4 protein-coding genes are annotated in these 3,044 nt (G+C 61.1%); all 4 read left to right on the top strand.

The window, feature by feature from the left end:
- Positions 1 to 159: 159 nt before the first annotated feature.
- From JWR98_RS20425 to JWR98_RS20410, 4 genes are read left to right on the top strand one after another with little or no spacing between them, the layout of a single operon-like run.
- On the top strand, positions 160 to 861 hold the full coding sequence (locus JWR98_RS20425) for an ABC transporter permease (RefSeq protein WP_078733831.1): 702 nt from the start codon (positions 160 to 162) through the stop codon (positions 859 to 861).
- Positions 858 to 1,571 carry an ABC transporter permease gene (locus tag JWR98_RS20420; protein ID WP_078733832.1) on the top strand — a complete coding sequence of 238 codons (714 nt, stop codon included), beginning with the start codon at positions 858 to 860 and terminating at the stop codon, positions 1,569 to 1,571. Before JWR98_RS20425 ends, JWR98_RS20420 begins: the two co-directional genes overlap by 4 nt.
- 3 nt (positions 1,572 to 1,574) lie before the next feature.
- Entirely contained in the window at positions 1,575 to 2,405 is an 831-nt protein-coding gene (locus JWR98_RS20415; protein WP_078733833.1) for an ABC transporter ATP-binding protein, read from the top strand.
- 4 nt (positions 2,406 to 2,409) lie between these two features.
- Positions 2,410 to 2,907 carry an Lrp/AsnC family transcriptional regulator gene (locus JWR98_RS20410; RefSeq protein ID WP_017527026.1) on the top strand — a complete coding sequence of 166 codons (498 nt, stop codon included), beginning with the start codon at positions 2,410 to 2,412 and terminating at the stop codon, positions 2,905 to 2,907.
- The last annotated feature ends 137 nt before the right edge of the window (positions 2,908 to 3,044 follow it).

Below are 3,044 nucleotides of genomic sequence, written 5' to 3'. Positions count from 1 at the left end.
GCCGGGCCGCGCGGTAACGTACGGATCTGATCGCCTCACTCCTTCTGGAGTGGGCACAGTCAAGTGTGGGAGGGAGACAAGTCGAATCGTCGCACCGCCCTCCCACACAAGCCTGCTCCGACACGGACTGTCCGCGCCTTCCTTTTAGAGATATCCCCGATGAACGACCTCCTCAACCTGCACGGCTACGGCCCGATGCTGGCCCAGGGTGCCTGGATGACGCTCAAGCTGGCGTTCCTCGCACTGGCCCTGAGCCTCACCCTGGGCCTGATCGCCGCCGGCGCCAAGCTGTCCGCCGCCAAATGGCTACGGGTACCGGCCACGCTGTACACCACGCTGATCCGCAGCGTTCCGGACCTGGTGCTGATCCTGCTGATTTTCTACAGCCTGCAACTGTGGCTGAACGACCTGACCGAAACCTTCGGCTGGGACTACTTCGAAATCGACCCCTTCACCGCCGGGGTGATCACCCTGGGCTTTATCTACGGCGCGTATTTCACCGAGAACTTCCGTGGCGCGATTCTCAGCGTGCCGGTCGGCCAGCTGGAGGCCGCCACCGCCTATGGCCTGAGTCGCTGGCAGCGTTTTCGCCTGGTGTTGTTCCCGCAGTTGATGCGCTTTGCGCTGCCGGGCCTGGGCAATAACTGGCTGGTGCTGCTCAAGTCCACGGCGCTGGTGTCGATCATCGGCCTGTCGGACCTGGTCAAGGCCGCGCAGAACGCTGGCAAGACCACCAGCGAGCCGCTGTACTTCCTGATCCTCGCCGGCCTCGTGTACCTGGTGATCACCACCCTTTCCAACCGCATCTTCAAGCGCCTCGAACGGCGTTACAACCTCGGCATCAAGGGGATGGCGCGATGATCGAACTGTTCCAGCAATACGGCCTGGCCTACCTGTTCAGCGACGGCGCAGGGTTGTCCGGCGTGGCCATGACCCTATGGCTGTTCATTATTTCGGTGGTGCTCGGCTTCCTTCTGTCGGTCCCTTTGGCGCTGGCCCGGGTCTCGGCGCATTTTTGGCTGCGCTGGCCGGTCGAGATGTATACCTACCTGTTCCGTGGCACGCCGTTGTATATCCAGTTGCTGATTTGCTACACCGGGCTGTACAGCCTGGAAGTGGTGCAGGACAACGCCCTGCTCAACCAGTTTTTCCGCAATGCATTGAACTGCACCCTGCTGGCCTTTGTGCTCAACACCTGTGCCTATACCGTGGAAATCTTCGCCGGGGCGATCCGCAATATTCCCCATGGCGAGATCGAAGCCGCGCGCGCCTATGGCCTGCACGGCTGGCGGTTGAACCTGTTTGTGGTAGTGCCGGCGGCCTTGCGCCGCGCACTGCCGGCCTACAGCAACGAAATGATCCTGATGCTGCACGCCACCTCCCTGGCGTTCACCGCCACGGTCGCCGACATCCTCAAAGTGGCCCGCGACGCCAACGCCGAAACCTTCCTGACTTTCCAGGCTTTCGGTATCGCGGCCCTGCTGTACATGCTGCTGTCCTTTGCACTGGTGGGCCTGTTTCGACTGGCCGAACGTCGCTGGATGCGCTTTCTTGTTCCTTCCCGAGGCTAACCCATGAATCAGTCCGCGCAGGCCCTGGCCGCTTATCCTGTCGATACTTCCGTTGCCAACAGCGCAACCGCTGCCGTCAAGCTTCAAGTCGAAGGCATCCATAAACGCTACGGCGAACATGAAGTGCTCAAGGGCGTGTCCCTCAACGCCCGCCACGGCGATGTGATCAGCCTGATCGGCGCGAGCGGCTCGGGCAAAAGCACGATGCTGCGTTGCATCAACTTCCTCGAACAGCCGGACGCCGGCGTGATCACCCTGGACGGCATCAGCATCGAAATGCAGCAAGGCCGCGCCGGCACCCGCGCGCCGGACCAGGCGCAATTGCAGAACCTGCGCACGCGCCTGGCGATGGTGTTCCAGCACTTCAACCTGTGGAGCCACATGACCGTGCTGGAAAACATCACCATGGCCCCGCGCCGGGTGCTGAACGTGAGCGCCGCCGAAGCAGAGAAACGCGCGCGCGTGTATCTGGACAAGGTCGGCCTGCCGAGCCGCGTGGCGGACCAATACCCGGCATTCCTGTCCGGCGGCCAGCAACAGCGCGTAGCCATCGCCCGCGCCCTGGCGATGGAGCCGGAAATCATTCTGTTCGATGAGCCGACCTCAGCGCTGGACCCGGAACTTGTAGGAGAAGTCCTCAAAGTCATACAGACGTTGGCCGAGGAAGGTCGTACCATGCTGATGGTCACCCACGAGATGGGCTTTGCCCGCCAGGTGTCCAGCCAAGTGCTGTTCCTGCATCAGGGCCGTGTCGAAGAACAAGGCGGCGCCGAGATCCTCGACCACCCCAACAGCGAGCGCTTGCAGCAATTTCTTTCCAACCGTTTGAAGTGAACCCATGGATACCAAGGCCAACGGACCCCATACCTCCCCCGCGCTGGACCGCATCGATGAGGCGATCATCGAAGTGCTGCGGCATCAGGGGCGAATCACCTACGAAAAACTCTCGTCGCTGGTGCACCTCACGCCACGCCCCTGCCTGGAGCGGGTGCGCAAGCTGGAGCGACGTGGGGTGATCCGTGGGTACGGGGCCATCATTGATGTGCAGATGGTTTCACCGGGGCTGTCGCTGCTGGTACTGGTGGCCTTGTCCAACCAAAGCGGGCGCTCGGCGCAGAGGGCGTTCGAAGCCTGCGTGAAAGCCTGCCCCCAGGTGTTTGAATGCCAGCTGATCAGCGGGCCGTTTGACTACAGCCTGAGGATGCGCTGCCGGGACATGGAACATTACCGGGTGCTGACCGAGACCTGGTTGAACAACGATGAGCTGCATATCGACAAGCTGGTGGCGCATCCAGAACTTGCGGTGGTCAAGAACACCGCCACTGAACTGACCTGATGGACTTCCCCAAAACACTGGAAATTTAAAAACCGAGTACATATCCATTTCTGCGGTAACGGCTTCTTATGGTTCCGCTCTTACAGCGGCTCACTTTTGGAAAGACCCAAAAGTAAGCAAAAGGTCTTCGCCCCAAC

The organism is Pseudomonas lactucae, assembly GCF_016937615.1.
In the GTDB taxonomy this organism is placed as follows: domain Bacteria; phylum Pseudomonadota; class Gammaproteobacteria; order Pseudomonadales; family Pseudomonadaceae; genus Aquipseudomonas; species Aquipseudomonas lactucae.
This window is presented reverse-complemented; position numbering and strand designations above follow the sequence as displayed.

Coding starts and splice junctions, on each gene's coding strand:
- JWR98_RS20420 (WP_078733832.1), top strand. CDS start 858: ATGATCGAACTGTTCCAGCAATACGGCCTGGCCTACCTGTTCAGCGAC.
- JWR98_RS20425 (WP_078733831.1), top strand. CDS start 160: ATGAACGACCTCCTCAACCTGCACGGCTACGGCCCGATGCTGGCCCAG.
- JWR98_RS20410 (WP_017527026.1), top strand. CDS start 2,410: ATGGATACCAAGGCCAACGGACCCCATACCTCCCCCGCGCTGGACCGC.
- JWR98_RS20415 (WP_078733833.1), top strand. CDS start 1,575: ATGAATCAGTCCGCGCAGGCCCTGGCCGCTTATCCTGTCGATACTTCC.